Origin of the sequence: Leifsonia aquatica H1aii, assembly GCF_000633535.1 — a bacterium.
Classification (GTDB): Bacteria; Actinomycetota; Actinomycetes; order Actinomycetales; family Microbacteriaceae; genus Leifsonia; species Leifsonia aquatica_A.
In genome coordinates, this window is record NZ_AYMR01000001.1 from 148,984 (window position 1) to 164,896 (window position 15,913).

At 71.1% G+C, this 15,913-nt stretch carries 12 protein-coding genes; 8 read left to right on the forward strand and 4 right to left on the reverse strand.

Annotated elements, in window-relative coordinates:
* Positions 1-14: 14 nt before the first annotated feature.
* Together U870_RS0100675 and U870_RS0100680 are read left to right on the forward strand one after the other, a co-directional pair.
* Positions 15-1,430, forward strand: coding sequence for a 3' terminal RNA ribose 2'-O-methyltransferase Hen1 (locus U870_RS0100675; RefSeq protein ID WP_025155492.1), 1,416 nt, complete (start codon positions 15-17; stop codon positions 1,428-1,430).
* Positions 1,427-3,994, forward strand: a complete 2,568-nt coding sequence (locus U870_RS0100680) for a polynucleotide kinase-phosphatase (protein WP_025155493.1) — start codon at positions 1,427-1,429, stop codon at positions 3,992-3,994. The genes U870_RS0100675 and U870_RS0100680 overlap by 4 nt, the downstream gene beginning before the upstream one ends.
* A 9-nt stretch (positions 3,995-4,003) precedes the next feature.
* Here the strand turns inward: U870_RS0100680 and U870_RS0100685 are convergent, their stop codons facing one another.
* Entirely contained in the window at positions 4,004-5,443 is a 1,440-nt protein-coding gene (locus U870_RS0100685) for a GuaB1 family IMP dehydrogenase-related protein (protein WP_025155494.1), read from the reverse strand.
* Between the two features lie 134 nt (positions 5,444-5,577).
* Between U870_RS0100685 and U870_RS0100690 the strand changes: the two genes are divergently transcribed.
* Together U870_RS0100690 and U870_RS0100695 are read left to right on the forward strand one after the other, a co-directional pair.
* Positions 5,578-9,408, forward strand: a complete 3,831-nt coding sequence (locus U870_RS0100690; RefSeq protein WP_025155495.1) for a multifunctional oxoglutarate decarboxylase/oxoglutarate dehydrogenase thiamine pyrophosphate-binding subunit/dihydrolipoyllysine-residue succinyltransferase subunit — start codon at positions 5,578-5,580, stop codon at positions 9,406-9,408.
* 114 nt (positions 9,409-9,522) lie between these two features.
* On the forward strand, positions 9,523-10,290 hold the full coding sequence (locus U870_RS0100695; RefSeq protein WP_025155496.1) for a VOC family protein: 768 nt from the start codon (positions 9,523-9,525) through the stop codon (positions 10,288-10,290).
* A gap of 52 nt (positions 10,291-10,342) precedes the next feature.
* On the opposite strand, the gene U870_RS0100700 is transcribed toward U870_RS0100695, so the two are convergent.
* Positions 10,343-10,927, reverse strand: coding sequence for a TetR/AcrR family transcriptional regulator (locus U870_RS0100700; RefSeq protein WP_025155497.1), 585 nt, complete (start codon positions 10,925-10,927; stop codon positions 10,343-10,345).
* A 76-nt stretch (positions 10,928-11,003) separates the two neighbouring features.
* Here U870_RS0100700 and U870_RS0100705 point away from each other — a divergent pair, with 76 nt between their 5' ends.
* A complete protein-coding gene (locus U870_RS0100705) occupies positions 11,004-11,936 on the forward strand; it encodes an aldo/keto reductase (protein WP_025155498.1) in 933 nt (310 codons plus the stop codon).
* Between the two features lie 13 nt (positions 11,937-11,949).
* On the opposite strand, the gene U870_RS0100710 is transcribed toward U870_RS0100705, so the two are convergent.
* A complete protein-coding gene (locus U870_RS0100710; RefSeq protein WP_025155499.1) occupies positions 11,950-12,195 on the reverse strand; it encodes a zf-HC2 domain-containing protein in 246 nt (81 codons plus the stop codon).
* Positions 12,192-12,800: a sigma-70 family RNA polymerase sigma factor gene (locus U870_RS0100715; RefSeq protein WP_025155500.1), complete on the reverse strand. Its 609-nt coding sequence runs from the start codon at positions 12,798-12,800 to the stop codon at positions 12,192-12,194. The genes U870_RS0100710 and U870_RS0100715 overlap by 4 nt, the downstream gene beginning before the upstream one ends.
* A 180-nt stretch (positions 12,801-12,980) precedes the next feature.
* Between U870_RS0100715 and aroA the strand changes: the two genes are divergently transcribed.
* The 3 genes from aroA to bcp are packed head-to-tail and all read left to right on the forward strand — an operon-like array spanning position 12,981 to position 15,891.
* Entirely contained in the window at positions 12,981-14,348 is a 1,368-nt protein-coding gene (gene aroA / locus U870_RS0100720) for a 3-phosphoshikimate 1-carboxyvinyltransferase (RefSeq protein ID WP_025155501.1), read from the forward strand.
* The gene (rsgA, locus tag U870_RS0100725; protein WP_025155502.1) at positions 14,345-15,403 is read left to right on the forward strand and encodes a ribosome small subunit-dependent GTPase A; all 1,059 of its coding nucleotides are present in this window, start codon (positions 14,345-14,347) and stop codon (positions 15,401-15,403) included. Before aroA ends, rsgA begins: the two co-directional genes overlap by 4 nt.
* A 14-nt stretch (positions 15,404-15,417) precedes the next feature.
* Positions 15,418-15,891 carry a thioredoxin-dependent thiol peroxidase gene (gene bcp, locus U870_RS0100730; RefSeq protein ID WP_025155503.1) on the forward strand — a complete coding sequence of 158 codons (474 nt, stop codon included), beginning with the start codon at positions 15,418-15,420 and terminating at the stop codon, positions 15,889-15,891.
* Positions 15,892-15,913 lie beyond the last annotated feature (22 nt).

Below are 15,913 nucleotides of genomic sequence, written 5' to 3' on the forward strand. Positions count from 1 at the left end.
ATCCGAGGGGGACCGTGCTCATCACCATCGCCTACGCGGGGGCGCCCGCGACGGATCTCGGCTTCCTGCTGCACAAGCACCCCGACCGCGTGCACACGTTCGACCTCCCCGTGGGTGCCGCGCACGTCTTCTACCCGGAGGCCACGCCCGAGCGCTGCACGGCCGCCCTGCTGCTCGAGATCGACCCGGTCGAGCTCGTGCGCAGCAAGCGGTTCCGCGGGGACAGCGGGACCCTCGCGCACTATGTCAACGATCGCCCCTACGTCTCGGGATCGATGCTCGCCGTCGCCCTGCAGGCCGTCTTCCGGACGGCGATGACCGGCCGCTGCGACGCACGTCCCGACCTCGCCGCTGCAGAGCTCGACCTCGAGATCTCGATCGGCACGGTCCCGGTCCGCGGCGACGACGACCTGGCGGCACGACTGTTCGTCCCCCTGGGATGGGCGATCGACGAGGAGGTCTCCCCGCTCGATCCCGACTACCCGGAGTGGGGTCCGTCGCCGTATCGCACGCTCACCCTGCGCGGGAGTTCCCGCCTCGCGGACGCCCTCCGACAGCTCTACGTGCTGCTGCCGGTGCTGGACGACGCCAAGCACTATTGGGTCGCCGACGCGGAGGTCGACAAACTGCTGCGGGCCGGCGAGGGCTGGCTCGCCGCCCACCCGGAGCGCGAGCTCATCAGCCGCCGCTACCTCGCCCACCAGCGCTCCTACGTGGAGGATGCGGCGGTGCGGCTCGACGCCCTCGACGAATCCGGCGCCCGCGACTCCGGCACCCGCGACGACGCCGCCTCCTCCGACGCCGACACGGACGCCCGGCCGCGCCCGCTCAACCAGCAGCGCGCAGAGGCAGTGCTCACCGCCCTCCGCGACGTGGGCGCGACGTCGGTGGGCGACATCGGCTGCGGACCGGGCGCGCTGCTCGCCCGCCTCGCCGTCGACCCCACGATCCGCCGCATCGTCGGGACGGACGTGTCGGGCGCCGCGCTGGTCCGCGCGGCCGATCGACTGGGCCTCGCGGAGCGCAGCGACGCCGAGCGATCGCGCATCCAGCTCCTGACGTCGTCCGTCACCTACCAGGACGACCGCATCGCGGGGCTCGATGCCCTGGTGCTGATGGAGGTCGTCGAGCACGTCGAGCCCGACCGGCTCGACGCCCTCGAACGGTCGGTGTTCGCGTTCGCCCGCCCCGGTGCCGTCGTCGTGACCACGCCCAACGCCGAGTACAACGTGCGCTACCCCGGGCTGCGGCCTGACGGGTTCCGCCATCCCGACCACCGGTTCGAGTGGACGCGTGCCGAGTTCGCGGCCTGGGCGGAGGAGGCCGCGCGCCGCCACGGCTACACCGCCGAGTTCCGCACCGTCGGCGACGTCGACCCCGCGCACGGCTCCCCCACCCAGCTCGCCCTGTTCCGCCGGGAGGCGCCATGACGACCCACGAGTCGAACGCCACCGCCGCCGTGGAGCTCGCTGTCCCGACGCCCTCCCTCGTCGTGCTCGTCGGAGTGAGCGGCTCCGGGAAGTCGACCTTCGCCCGCGAGAAGTTCCGGCCCTACGAGACGCTCTCGAGCGACACGTTCCGCGGCATGGTGTCGAACGACGAGAACGACCAGAGCGCGACCGAGGCGGCGTTCGAGGCGCTGCGGCACGTCGCCGCGGCACGGCTGCGCGCGGGCCTCCTCACCGTGATCGACGCGACGAACGTGCAGGCCTCCGCGCGCCGCAGCCTCGTCCAGCTGGCGAAGGACCACGACGTGCTCCCGACGGCGATCGTGCTCGACCTGCCGACGGCGCTCTGCATCCAGCGCACCGAGGCGCGCCCCGACCGCGCGTTCGGGGCGGACGTGGTGCGCCGGCAGTCCAAGCAGCTGCGCTCGGGGCTCGCGGGGTTGAAGCGCGAGGGCTTCCGCACGGTGCACGTGCTCCGCGACGAGGAGAGCGTCGCCCAGGCGTCGATCGTCCGCACCCGGCTCCTCAACGACCGGACCGACGAGCACGGGCCGTTCGACGCGATCGGCGACGTGCACGGCTGCCGTTCCGAGCTGGAGTCACTGCTCGGCGCGCTCGGCTACCTCATCGAACGGGACGACCGGGGCCGTCCGATCGACGCGGCCCATCCCGAGGGCCGCCGGGTGCTCTTCCTCGGCGATCTGGTGGACCGTGGCCCGGATTCGCCCGGCGTCCTGCGCCTGGCCATGGGCATGGTGGCCGCCGGCCACGCCATCGCGGTGCCGGGCAACCACGAGGACAAGCTCGCGCGCGCTCTCCGGGGCGACAAGGTCACCGTCTCGCACGGCCTCGAGCTCACGCTCGCGCAGCTGGCGGAGGAGCCGCCGGAGTTCGTCGCCGACGTCGAGCGGTTCTGCCGGGAGCTGGTCGCGCACCTCGTGCTCGACGACGGCGCGCTGGTCATCGCGCACGCCGGTCTGAAGGAGGCGTATCACGGCCGCGCGTCGGGGCGGGTGCGTGCGTTCGCGCTCTACGGCGACGTGACCGGGGAGACCGACGAGTACGGCCTGCCCGTGCGCCTGCCCTGGGCCGATGACTACCGCGGCCGCGCCGTCGTCCTCTACGGGCACACGCCGGTCCCGCGCGCCGAATGGGTCAACAACACGATGTGCCTCGACACCGGCTGCGTCTTCGGGGGCGCCCTGAGCGCGCTGCGCTACCCCGAGCGCGAGGTCGTCTCGGTCGCTGCGGAGCAGAGGTGGGCCGAACCGGGTCGCCCGTTCCAGGCGGCGCCGGCCACCACGGAGCCGCGACCGGCCGGCGTCCTCCGCATCGACGACGTGATGTCCGCCCCGACCGTCGAGACGGGCACGCTCGGCCGCCTCCGGGTGCGCGAGGAGAGCAGGGCCGGTGCGCTGGAGGTCATGAGCCGCTGGGCCGTCGACCCGCGCTGGCTGCTCCACCTGCCGCCGACGATGTCGCCGCCGGCGGCATCCGCGCGTCCCGGCTTCCTCGAGCATCCCGACGAGGCGTTCGCCGCGTACCGTTCGGCGGGCGTGACGGATCTGATCGCCGAGGAGAAGCACATGGGCTCCCGCGCGATCGCCCTCGTGGCGAAGGACCCGGCCCGTTTCGACGCACCGGCCGACTGGATCGGGACGGTGCACACGCGCACCGGCCGGCGCTTCTTCGAGCCCGCCCTGGAGCGGGCCTTCCTGGAGCGGCTCACCGCCGCCGCGGAATCGGCCGGCCTCTTCGACGAGCTCGGGACGGACTGGCTCCTCCTCGACGGCGAGCTGCTGCCCTGGTCGCTGAAGGCCGGAGCCCTGATCCGCGAGCAGTACGCCGCCGTCGGCGCTGCGGCGCTCTCAGCCCTCCCCTCGGCCGTCGCCGCGCTGGAGCACGCCGCCGCGTCCGGGCTCGACGTCGCCGCCCTGCTCGAACGGACCAGCGGACGGGAACGGAACGCGCGCCGCTACGTCGACGCCTACCGCCGGTACGTGACCCGCACCGATGGACTCGAGGGCGTGCAGTTCGCCCCGTTCCAGCTGCTCGCCGCCGAGGGTCGGATCTTCGCCGACCAGGACCACGGCTGGCACCTCGCCCGCGCCGACCGGCTGGTCGCCGTCGACCCCGTGCTCGTCCGCGCCACGCGGCGGATCACGATCGAACTCGACGACGCCGACTCCGTGTCCGCCGCCGTCGCGTGGTGGTCGGAGCTGACGGAGGCCGGCGGCGAGGGGATGGTGGTCAAGCCGCGCCGCAACCTGGTGCGCAGCGGCCGTGCTCTCGCTCAGCCCGGCATCAAGGTGCGCGGACGGGAGTACCTGCGCATCATCTACGGCCCGGACTACACCGACGACGGACGTCTCGAGCGCCTCCGCGAGCGCGCGGTCGGCCACAAGCGCTCACTGGCCCAGCGGGAATACGCCCTCGGACTCGAATCGCTGCAGCGGTTCGTCGACCGCGAGCCGCTCTGGCGCGTGCACGAGGCCGTGTTCGCCGTGCTGGCGATGGAGACCGAGTCGATCGATCCGCGGCTCTGACGCCCTGCGCTACCAGCTGACCGGCAGCGCCTTGCCCTCCTCGTAGCCCGCGGCCGACTGGATGCCGACGAGGGCGCGCTCGTGGAACTCGGCGACGCTGCGGGCCCCGGCGTAGGTGAAGGAGCTGCGGACACCGGTGGTGATCATGTCGAGCAGGTCCTCCACCGAGGGGCGGAGCGGGTCCAGGTAGATGCGGGAGCTGGAGATGCCCTCGGCGAACAAGGTCTTGCGGGCGAGTTCGTAGGCGTCGAGCCGCTCGAAGCGCCCGGTGACCGCCTTCGTGCTCGCCATGCCCCAGCTCTCCTTGTAGAGCGCGCCGTCCGCGTCGCGGTCGAGGGTGCCGGGCGCCTCGATCGTGCCGGCGAACCAGGAGCCGATCATCACCGAGGCACCGCCGGCCGCGAGCGCCAGCGCGACGTCGCGCGGATAGCGCACCCCGCCGTCCGCCCAGACGTGCGCGCCGAGCTCGCGCGCGGTCTCGCTGGTCTCCAGCACCGCCGAGAACTGCGGGCGCCCGACCGCGGTCATCATGCGCGTCGTGCACATCGCGCCCGGGCCGACGCCGACCTTCAGGATGTCCGCACCGGCGGCGACGAGGTCGCGCACCGCCTGTTCGGTGACGACGTTGCCCGCGACGATCGGCAGGCCGAGCCCGAGGCCTTTCACAGTGTGCAGGGCGCGGCGCATGCCGTCCTGGTCGCCGTGGGCGGTGTCGATCACGAGCACGTCCACGCCGGCCGCGGCGAGCGCGGTGGCCTTGCCCGCGACGTCGCCGTTGATGCCGACGGCCGCGCCGACGCGCAGACGGCCCGAGGCGTCCACCGCGGGCGTGTAGATGGTGGAGCGCAGCGCGCTCTTCTTGCTCAGGGTGCCGACGAGGCGGCCGTGATCGAGCACCGGGGCGAACTCCAACCCGGCCGCGTCCATCACCTCGAACGCCGAGCGCCCGTCTGCCAGGTCCTCCGCATCGAGGGAGGTCAGGGTGCCGTGCAGGAGGTCGCCGATGCGCGCATCCGGCAGCGCGGAGCCGAGCTGGACGGCGGCGAGGCAGCCGAGGAACGCGCCGGACTGGTCGTGGACGACGATCCCGTGACCCTCGACGGCCGGGATGCGGCGGAGCACGTCGGCCACCGTCTCCTCCGGGGCAGCGGGGTACGGGGTGTCGAACGCCACCGGCTGGGCCTTCACCCAGCGGATCGCTTCGGCGAGATCCTGGAGGTGCATGTCCTGCGGCAGCACCCCCAGCCCGCCCCGGCGCGCCAGCGTCGCGGCGAGTCGCTTGCCGGTCACCGAGTTCATGTTGGCCGAGACGATCGGAATGGTCGCACCCGTGCCGTCGCCCGGCGCCAGTGAGACGTCGAGACGGCTCGTCACGTCCGAGCGGGACGGGACGAGGAAGACGTCCGAGTAGGTCAGGTCGTGGCGAGGCGTCGTTCCATAGAACTGCATGGGAATAACGGTATCGCCCCCGGCTGGGCGCCTGCACGGATGCGCCGATGGGATTAGGCTAGATGCTCGGATGGATGCGGGTGGTCACGAGCCGCCCGCTCGACGAAATCAACGGAGAGAGTGGGCGATCGGCTGTGTCGAGCCAATTGACCGGAGTGGGAACCGACGACGGTTCGTCGGGCGAGTTCGGAGCCAACGAATGGCTCGTCGACGAGCTGTACGAGCAGTTCGTCAAGGACAGGAACTCGGTCGACAAGTCCTGGTGGCCGATCCTCGAGAGCTACCGCCCCACGGTCAAGGAGGGGGACGCTGACGCCTCCCTCCCCTCGCCCGACGAGACACCGGCTCCGACCCCGGCCGAGCCTGTCGTGCCGGCCCCCGCCGAGCCGACCGTGCCGACGCCGGCCGAACCGACCGCGCCGACCCCCGGAGAGCCGACGGCTCCGTCCGACGCCCATCCCGTCACCACCCCGATCCCGGTGATCGGAAGCCAGCCGATCGCACGCACCACGTCGGTCGCACCGAAGCCCGCACCGGTCCCGGCCGACGCCCCGGTGACCTCCCCCAACGCCGTCGTCGGCGACGGCGAGGAGGTCGAGGACAAGGTCACCCCGCTGCGCGGCATGGCCAAGTCCCTCGCCACCAACATGGACGCCTCGCTCACGGTCCCGACCGCGACCAGCGTGCGCACCATCCCGGCGAAGCTGATGATCGACAACCGCATCGTCATCAACAACCACCTCAAGCGCGCCCGTGGCGGCAAGGTCTCCTTCACCCACCTCATCGGCTGGGCCCTGATCAAGGCGCTCAAGGAGTTCCCGAGCCAGAACGTCTTCTACGACGAGGTCGACGGCAAGCCGTCGGTCGTCGCTCCCGCGCACATCAACCTGGGCATCGCGATCGACATCCCGAAGCCGGACGGCAGCCGCGCCCTCCTCGTCCCGAGCATCAAGCGCGCGGACACCATGCGCTTCGGCGACTACCTCGCCGCGTACGAGGAGCTGGTGCAGAAGGCGCGCGCGAACAAGCTGACCGCGGGCGACTTCGCCGGCACGACGATCTCGCTGACGAACCCCGGCGGCATCGGCACGGTGCACTCGGTCCCCCGCCTGATGAAGGGCCAGGGCGCCATCATCGGCGCCGGCGCCCTCGAGTACCCGGCCGAGTTCCAGGGGTCGAGCGAGAAGACCCTCGCCGGCCTCGCGATCGGCAAGACCATCACGCTCACGAGCACGTACGACCACCGCGTCATCCAGGGCGCCGGATCGGGCGAGTTCCTGAAGATCGTGCACGAGCTGCTGATCGGCAAGCGCACCTTCTACGAGGACATCTTCGCCGAGCTGCGCATCCCGTACGCGCCGATCCGCTGGAACCCGGACATCAGCGTCGACCTCGCGAGCGCCGTCGACAAGACGGCCCGCGTGCAGGAGCTGATCAACTCCTTCCGCGTGCGCGGCCACCTCATGGCGGACATCGACCCGCTGGAGTACCAGCAGCGCTCGCACCCCGACCTCGAGATCGAGACCCACGGCCTGACGTTCTGGGATCTCGACCGCGAGTTCGTCACCGGCCACTTCGGCGACAAGCGCACCATGAAGCTGCGCGACATCCTCGGCGTGCTGCGCGACTCCTACTGCCGCACCGTCGGCATCGAGTACATGCACATCCAGGACCCGGCCCAGCGCAAGTGGTTCCAGGACAAGCTGGAGCGCGCGTACGAGAAGCCCACCCACGACGAGCAGCTGCGCATCCTCGGCAAGCTCAACGAGGCGGAGGCGTTCGAGACCTTCCTGCAGACGAAGTACGTCGGCCAGAAGCGGTTCAGCCTCGAGGGCGGCGAGTCGACCATCGCGCTGCTCGACACCATCCTGCAGGGTGCGGCGGAGGCTCAGCTCGACGAAGCCGCCATCGGCATGGCGCACCGCGGCCGCCTCAACGTCCTCACCAACATCGCGGGCAAGACGTACGGCCAGATCTTCCGCGAGTTCGAGGGCACGCAGGACCCGCGCACCGTCCAGGGATCGGGCGACGTGAAGTACCACCTCGGAACCGAGGGCACCTTCAAGGGCGCCGCCGGCGAGGAGATCCCGGTCTACCTGGCGGCGAACCCGTCGCACCTGGAGGCCGTGGACGGCGTGCTCGAGGGCATCGTGCGCGCCAAGCAGGACCGCCGCCCCGCCGGGACGTTCCTCACCCTGCCGATCCTCATCCACGGCGACGCCGCTATGGCGGGGCAGGGAATCGTGGTCGAGCAGATGCAGATGTCGCAGCTGCGCGCCTACCGCACCGGCGGCACGATCCACGTCAACATCAACAACCAGGTCGGTTTCACGACGCCTCCCGGCGAGGGCCGCACCTCGGTCTACTCGACCGACGTCGCCAAGACCATCCAGGCGCCGATCTTCCACGTGAACGGCGACGACCCGGAGGCCGTGGTGCGCGTCGCGCAGGTCGCCTTCGAGTACCGCCAGGAGTTCAAGCGCGACGTCGTCATCGACCTCATCTGCTACCGCCGCCGCGGTCACAACGAGGGCGACGACCCGTCGATGACGCAGCCGCTCATGTACAACCTCATCGAGGCGAAGCGCTCCGTGCGGCGCCTCTACACCGAGGCCCTCGTCGGCCGCGGCGACATCACCGAGGAGGAGTACGAGCAGGCGCACCGCGACTTCCAGGAGCGCCTCGAGCGTGCCTTCATGGAGACGCACGCCGCGCAGACCAACTCGACCCCGATCGTGACCGCCGACGGCGTCGCAGCGGGTCTCGAGTCGCCGAACGCACAGCAGAACGACGACAACGTCGGCGAGCCGGAGACCACGGCCGTCACGGAGCAGGTCATCCAGCTCATCGGCGATGCGTTCAACAACCCGCCGGCCGGCTTCACGGTGCACCCCAAGCTGCAGCAGCTGCTGAACAAGCGCAGCGACATGAGCCGCAACGGCGGGGTCGACTGGGGCTTCGGCGAGCTGCTCGCCCTCGGAACGGTCCTGCTGGAGGGCACCCCGGTGCGTCTCGCCGGCCAGGATGCACGCCGCGGCACCTTCGTGCAGCGCCACGCCGTCCTCCACGACCGTGTGAACGGCCAGGAGTGGCTGCCGCTGGCGAACCTCAGCGACAACCAGGCCCGGTTCTGGATCTACGACTCGCTCCTGAGCGAGTACGCCGCGATGGGATTCGAGTACGGCTACTCGGTCGAGCGCCCGGACGCCCTCGTGCTCTGGGAGGCCCAGTTCGGCGACTTCGCCAACGGCGCGCAGATCGTCATCGACGAGTTCATCTCGTCGGCCGAGCAGAAGTGGGGTCAGCGGTCGTCGCTCGTCCTGCTCCTCCCGCACGGCTACGAGGGGCAGGGGCCTGACCACTCCAGCGCCCGCATCGAGCGCTACCTGCAGATGTGCGCCGAGAACAACATGACCGTCGCGCGTCCGTCGACCCCGGCGTCGTACTTCCACCTGCTGCGCCGTCAGGCGTACGCCCGCCCCCGTCGTCCGCTGGTCGTCTTCACCCCGAAGGCGATGCTCCGGCTGCGCGGTGCGACGAGCAGCGTCGCCGACTTCACGTCGGGCAAGTTCGAGCCGGTCATCGACGACGCGCGCGTCACCGACAAGGCCGCGGTGAAGCGGGTCCTGCTGCTGGCGGGCAAGCTGTACTACGACCTCCTCAACGAGCTCGACAAGAACCCCAACCCGGAGATCGCCCTCGTGCGGGTGGAGCAGTACTACCCGCTCCCGGCCGCCGAGTTGAAGGCCGTCGTCGACTCGTACCCGAACGCCGAGCTGGTGTGGGTGCAGGACGAGCCCGAGAACCAGGGCGCCTGGCCGTACATGATCCTGGAGACCTCCAAGCTGGGCCCGCGCCCGCTCGGCGTCGTCTCCCGCCCGCCGTCGGCCTCCCCGGCCGCCGGTTCGGCGAAGCGCCACGCGCAGGAGCAGTCGGTGCTCATCCAGCGGGCGCTGACGCTGTAGCGACAGGCGGTCGACGCCATCCGGCCGGTCGGGCTCTCGAGCCCGGCCGGCCGTCGTCGTTCCGCACCCCGCGACCCCTGTCGCGGAACGCGCACTCAGGCGTACGTTGTGGCCATGACCGTGCTGACCACCCACCGCCTCGGCGAACCCTGCTGGGTCGATCTCGCCTCCTCCGACGTGACACGTGCGCGCGACTTCTACACCGCCCTGTTCGGCTGGACCGTCGACGAGGCGGGCGAGGAGTACGGCGGGTACGTGACGATGCGCAAGGACGGCCGGATGGTGGCCGGCATCGGCCCGGCGATGTCAGAGGGACAGCAGGACGCCTGGCTGACGCACCTGCTCGTCGAGGACGCCGAGACCGCGGAGCGGGACGCCGTCACGGCCGGCGCCCAGACGCTCGCGACGACGATGGAGGTCGGCGTCGAGGGCAGGCTCGCCGTGATCGCGGATCCCGGCGGTGCGGTCGTCGGGCTGTGGGAGCCGCGGGAGCACCGCGGCTTCGAGCTCGTCAACGAGGTCGGCGCCCCCGCCTGGCACGAGCTCTACGCCCGCGCGTACGCCGCGCAGCTCGACTTCTACACGCGCGTCTTCGGCTGGAAGACGAATGTCCTCGGTGACACGGCCGACTTCCGTTACGCGACGTTCGGAGACCCCGATGCCCCGGGCGGCGGCGTGTACGACGCCGACGGGATGCTCCCGCCGGGCGTCCCCTCGCACTGGGTGGTCTACTTCGGTGTCGCCGACGCCGACGCCGCCTCGCAACGCGTGGTCGCGCTGGGCGGGACGATCGTGCGCGATCCCTGGGACAGCGAGTTCGGCCGGTTCGCGCAGGCCACCGATCCGCTCGGCGCGCTGTTCTTCCTGCACCAGGTGCGCTGACGACACCAGGTGCGCTGACCCCCGGCCCCTGCGGCTGTTGCGCCGCGCGGGGTCACGAGCGGTGTCGGAGCCCGTCCACGAGCAGATCGAGCAGGCGCGCGATCTGCCCGGAGTCCGCCGTGCTCCGTGTGGCCAGGAAGACGCCCACGAGCGTCGTCGTGACGTCGTCGGGCTCCAGATCGTCGCGCAGCGAGCCGTCGGCCGCCCCCGCCTCCAGGAATCCGCGGATCGCCCCGTTCACCCGTTCGCGGGTATGGAGGGTGTTGGCCGCGTCGGCGAGCGCTCCGGCCCGCAGCGACTCCGCCATCCCGCGCTTCGTCGTCACGAACTCGGCGTACCGGTCCATCCAGGTGCGCAGCGCGGCATCCGCCGTCCGCCCGTCGGGGAGCTCCGCCGCCGCGATGACGGCGTCGAGCTCCTGCGCGTAGACCGCGGCGATGAGATCCTCCCGCGTCGGGAAGTTGCGGTAGAGCGTCCCGATGCCGACGCCGGCCGCCCGGGCGATGGTCTCCAGGGAGACCTGCTCCCCGCCGGCGGCGAAGGCGGAACGCGCGGCGTCGACGAGCGCGGCACGATTGCGCGCGGCGTCGGAGCGCGGCGAACGGGATCGCGGCTGGACGGTCTCGGGGGATGACAAAGCGGAGGGTCCTCCGTATAGTGGTTACGAAGCGGAGGCTCCTCCGCTCTCTGACGAGTATAGGGATGCACCCACCATGAGCGACACCTCCATCCACCCCGGCGGCAGCTTCGACCTGGCCGGGCGACCCGTCGCGCGCATCGGCTACGGGGCCATGGCGCTCGAGCGGTTCGCCGCGGATCCGACCGCGGGCGAGCGATTGCTGCGCCGCGCGATCGAGCTGGGGATCGACCACATCGACACCGCAGACTTCTACGGCGACAGCGTGTCGAACGACCTGATCCGTCGCGCCGTCCGCCCCGAGGACGACGTCCTGGTGGTCACCAAGGTCGGGGCGCTCAAGAACCCCGGTGGCCCGATCCCCCTCCGTCCCGGCCAGAAGCCGGACGAGCTGCGCCGTGCGGTCGAGGACAACCTGCGCACGCTGGGACGCGAACGGCTCGACGTGGTGAACCTGCGCCGGCTCGACGTCGGACCGGGCATCACCGCCGAAGGCGATCAGGTCGTCGACCTCGACGACCAGCTCGCCGAGCTCACGGCGCTGCGCGATGCCGGCCTCATCGGCGCGATCGGTCTGAGCGCGATCGACATCGACACGCTCCGCCGCGCCCTCCCGGCCGGGGTCGCCTGCGTGCAGAACGCCTACGGCGTCGTCGCGCGCCGGTTCGAGCCGATGCTCGAGCTCTGCACGGAGAACCGCATCGCCTGGGTGCCGTTCTTCCCGCTCGGCTCCGGCTTCCCCGGTATCCCGAAGGCGACCGAGCAGCCCGAGGTCATCGCGGCGGCACAGCGCTTGGAGGCGACGCCGGCACAAATCGGCCTCGCCTGGCTCCTCGGCCACGCACCGAACACGCTGCTCATCGCGGGAACGTCGAGCGCGGAGCACCTCGCCGAGAACGTCGCCGTCGGCGGCATCGTTCTGGACGACGCCACCGTGGCCGAGCTCGACGCGATCTGGGATGCCCGCTTCTCCGGGGCAGGCGAACCCGCCCCTCAGTGGACCGACTGACCGCCGGCCGTGCTCAGTGGGCGGTCGCCTGGAACGACCGGATGCGCAGCAGCACCTCGGTGCGCAGCGTCTCCGGCGCGGTCTCCTTGCACGCCCGCTGCACGACCTCGGTCAGCACCACGTTGAGGTGCGCCTCGTTCGTGCACCCGTCACAGTTCGCGAGGTGCTCCCGGATGTCCGCCGCATCCTCGCGGCAGAGCTCGTTGCGCAGGTATTCCTCGAGGTCGTTCTTGGCCTTCTCGCAGCCGCAGTCCGTCATTTCGTGCTCCTGGTGGTCTGCACGGCGGCGGGCTGGACAGCAGAGAGCCCGCGCTCGTGCGCGTAGTCGGTGAGGAGTTCCCGCAGCATCTTGCGACCGCGGTGCAGCCGGCTCATCACCGTGCCGATGGGGGTCTTCATGATGTCGGCGATCTCCTGGTAGGAGAATCCCTCCACATCGGCGAGGTAGACGGCCAGCCGGAAGTCCTCCGGGATGGCCTGCAGCGCGTCCTTGACGGCACTGTCGGGCAGGTGGTCGATCGCCTCGGCCTCGGCCGACCGGCTGGACGACGCAGAGATGGACTCCGCCCCGCCGAGCTGCCAGTCCTCGAGTTCGTCGATCGTCCCCTGATACGGCTCGCGCTGCTTCTTGCGATAGGTGTTGATGAACGTGTTGGTGAGGATGCGGTACAACCACGCCTTCAGGTTCGTGCCCTGCTGGAACTGGTTGAACGCGGCATACGCCTTGACGTAGGTCTCCTGCACCAGGTCCTGTGCGTCGGACGGGTTCCTGGTCATGCGGAGGGCCGCTGCGTACAGCTGGTCCATGAACGGCAGGGCCTGCTCCTCGAAGAGGCGACCGCTGTCCTCGGTTTCGGTGCTCATCAGGGGCCAGTCTAGTTGCGTGGCCGCCCTCGCGTCCCGGAGGGGACGGACCGCACCCGTGGAACGGTTCCCGACGGCCGGGCGATGGATCGTCGCCGGGCGTGGAGCGTCGAGAACAGAGGTCCTGGATGCCACGGGATGTCCTTCCTTCGGTCGGGAACACGGATACCCTTGACAACAATGCTGATCTCGAAATATTCCGCGCCAGACTTTGACCCGTACGGCGACGCCCGCACGGAGGAGCCGAACACGCTCTGGCCCGCCCCGGTCGCCTCCGGCCCGGTCTCGGCATCCGTGTCGCTCCCGGGATCGAAGTCGCTCACCGCCCGCGAGCTCGTGCTCTCCGCCCTCGCCGACGGCCCCTCGCTGCTGCGCGCCCCGCTGCACTCGCGCGACACCGCGAACATGGTCGAAGCGCTCCGCTCGCTCGGCGTCCGCATCGAGGAGAAGGGCGGCGACAGCGAGTTCGGCGCCGATCTGCTCGTGACCCCTGCCGAGGAGCTGCTCGGCAGCACGACGATCGAGTGCGGCCAGGCCGGAACCGTCATGCGTTTCGTCCCCCCGATCGCGGGGCTGGCACTCGGGCCGACCTCCTTCGACGCGGACGACTCCGCGCGCGGTCGGCCGATGGGTGCGATCATCGCCGCCCTGCGCGCGCTCGGTGTCGACGTGAACGACGACGGTCGCGGCTCGCTCCCGTTCACCGTGCACGGCACGGGCTCCGTCGCCGGTGGCGCGATCAGCGTGGACGCCTCCAGCTCGAGCCAGTTCGTGAGCGCCCTGCTGCTCTCGGCCAGCCGGTTCGAGGAGGGGCTCGACCTGACCCACTCCGGCGAGCGTCTGCCGAGCCTGCCCCACATCGAGATGACCATCGCGGCGCTGTCGGCGCGCGGCGTCGAGGTCGACTCCCCCGCGGTCGGCCGGTGGATCGTCCGCCCGGGCGCCATCGCGGCGCGCGACATCGACATCGAACCGGATCTCTCCAACGCGGCGCCGTTCCTGGCTGCGGCGGTGGTGACCGGCGGATCGGTCACCGTCACCGGCTGGCCCGACGCGACCACCCAGGTCGGTGCCGACCTCGCCGACCTGCTTCCGCTGTTCGGGGCGACGGTGACCCGAGACGGCGACCGTCTGACCGTCACCGGCCCCGAGCGCATCCGGGCCGTCGAGCTCGACCTGACGACCGGGGGCGAGCTCGCGCCGGCGTTGGTCGCGATCGCGGCGCTGGCCGACGGCCCGAGCGAGATCACCGGCATCGGCCACATCCGTCATCACGAGACCGACCGGCTCGCCGCGCTGGCCGCCGAGATCAACGGCCTCGGCGGCGCGGTCAGCGAGCTCGAGGACGGCCTGCGCATCGAGCCCCGACCGCTGCACGGCGGCGTGTGGCGCAGCTATGAGGACCACCGGATGGCCACCGCCGGCGCGATCGTCGGCCTCGTGGTCCCCGGCGTGGAGATCGAGAACGTCGCGACGACGGCGAAGACCCTCCCGCAGTTCACCCAGCTGTGGACGCGGATGCTCGCGGAAGGCACCGCTTCGCAGTGACGGAGAACACGGGGGCCTGGTGGGACGACGGGGACGACGACGACGAGTACGACGCCTACGACGAGTCGAACATCCGCGCGCGGCCGAACCCGAAGGGCAACCGTCCGCGCACCAAGACCCGCCCGGAACATGCCGACGCGCAGATCGCCCGGGTGCTCGGGGTCGACCGAGGGCGCTACACGGTGCTGCTGGACGAGGACACCGACGACGAGCACCAGCTGACCGCCGCGCGGGCGAGCGAGTTGCGACGCCAGCCGATCGTGACCGGCGATCGGGTCGCCGTGGTCGGCGACACGACCGGCGAAGACGGCACGCTCGCGCGGATCGTCCGGATCGAGGAGCGCACCACGCTGCTGAGGCGCAGCGCGGACGACACCGACGAGGTGGAGCGGGTGGTCGTGGCGAACGCGGACCAGATGCTGATCGTGGTCGCCGCCGCGAACCCCGAGCCGCGCACCCGGCTGGTCGACCGCTACCTGGTGGCCGCGTACGACGCCGGGATCGAGCCGATGCTCTGCGTCACGAAGATCGACCTGGCCGACCCCGGTCCCTTCCTCGAGAACTTCGCCGGGCTGGACCTGCCCGTCTTCACCAGCCGCGAGGACCGGATCCCGGTCGACGAGATCACGGCCGCCCTCGTCGGCCACGACACCGTCGTCGTCGGGCACTCGGGCGTCGGCAAGTCCACCCTCGTCAACGAGATCGTTCCCGGAGCCCGTCGGGCCACCGGGCACGTCAACGTCGTGACCGGGCGCGGGCGGCACACGTCGTCGTCGACGGTGTCCCTCCGCGTCGAGAACGGCGAGGGACGCGGCTGGGTGATCGACACGCCGGGCGTCCGGTCGTTCGGCCTGGGCCATGTGAACACGGACAGCATCCTGAAATCGTTCACCGACCTCGCCGAGCTCGCGGAGGACTGCCCACGCGGGTGCACCCACCTGCCCGACGCCCCGGACTGCGCGATCGTGGAGGCCGTCGAGTCCGGAGCCCTGGGCGACGCCGGCCGCGCCCGGCTCGACTCCCTGCAGCGATTGCTCACCACGTTCGCGCGCTGAGCGAGAATGGGTGCATGACTGACGTGCGACTCGAAGCCGGCCAGAAGGCCCCCGCGTTCACCCTGACCGATCAGGACGGCGCCCCCGTCTCCCTCGGCGACTACGCCGGAGAGAACGTGATCGTGTATTTCTACCCGGCCGCGATGACCCCGGGCTGCACCACGGAGGCCTGCGACTTCCGTGACAACCTCAACTCGCTGAAGTCGGCCGGCTACCAGGTGATCGGCATCTCGAAGGACGCGCCGGCACGGAACAAGACCTTCCAGGAGCAGGAGGGCCTCAACTTCCCGCTCCTCTCGGACGAGGACCTCGCGGTGCACGAGGCCTACGGCGCCTACGGCGAGAAGAAGCTCTACGGAAAGGTCGTGACCGGTGTGATCCGCTCCACCTTCGTCGTCGACCCGGACGGCTCCATCCGCCTGCCGCTCTACAACGTGAAGGCGACGGGGCACGTCGCCTCGCTCCGCAAGAAGCTGGGCCTCGACTGATCCGTCGACGCGTGCTGCGCGG